Origin of the sequence: Phocaeicola sp. RTP21198st1_B8_RTP21198_201120 (genome assembly GCF_040929485.1) — a bacterium.
Taxonomy (GTDB): Bacteria; Bacteroidota; Bacteroidia; order Bacteroidales; family Bacteroidaceae; genus Phocaeicola; species Phocaeicola dorei.
Map to the genome: position 1 here is coordinate 839 of NZ_JBCOCI010000355.1, position 553 is coordinate 1391.

Below are 553 nucleotides of genomic sequence, written 5' to 3' on the forward strand. Positions count from 1 at the left end.
TTTTTAGGACTGTCCTCATCAATCAGTTTGAGATATTTCAGTAACTCAAGAATAAAATTCCCCTCGTTATCTGTTAATCCTTTACCTTTGGCTGCAAATGATGAGTGGCGTAGTAGGTTATATATACTAAGAGTTATCGTATCAAGTATCGCATTTTCGCGCTTCCTCCCTCTTTTACCTATACTGGGATAATCTTTATCCAATTCCGTTTCCGCTTCTTCCAAAGTTGAAACTCCTAAATATTTATCAAGATATGGAGTTATCATATTGAGAAACCAACTATCATCATTCGTAAGCTCTATTTTCTGTTTGTTATATTCAATCGTGACAATATTACTCTTGGTCTTTTTCTTCTCATGAAACATCTTGTAAAGACGTAGCATATCCGGTCTGACAGAATAACTATACTTTAGTTGCGTTGGGTCAGCAATATAATCCTCAAAATCAAAATAGCCATTGGTCTGTGTGTATTTATAGTAGATACTTACAATAAGAAGAATAGCGTAAAATACATCTTGGTCTTGCTGTTCATAGGCTTCGTCTTCATTTTTAT

At 34.4% G+C, this 553-nt stretch carries 1 pseudogene; it reads right to left on the reverse strand.

Annotated features, from left to right (window positions below):
- Positions 1–553, reverse strand: a pseudogene (locus tag AB5935_RS26245) (hypothetical protein); the annotation flags it as partial.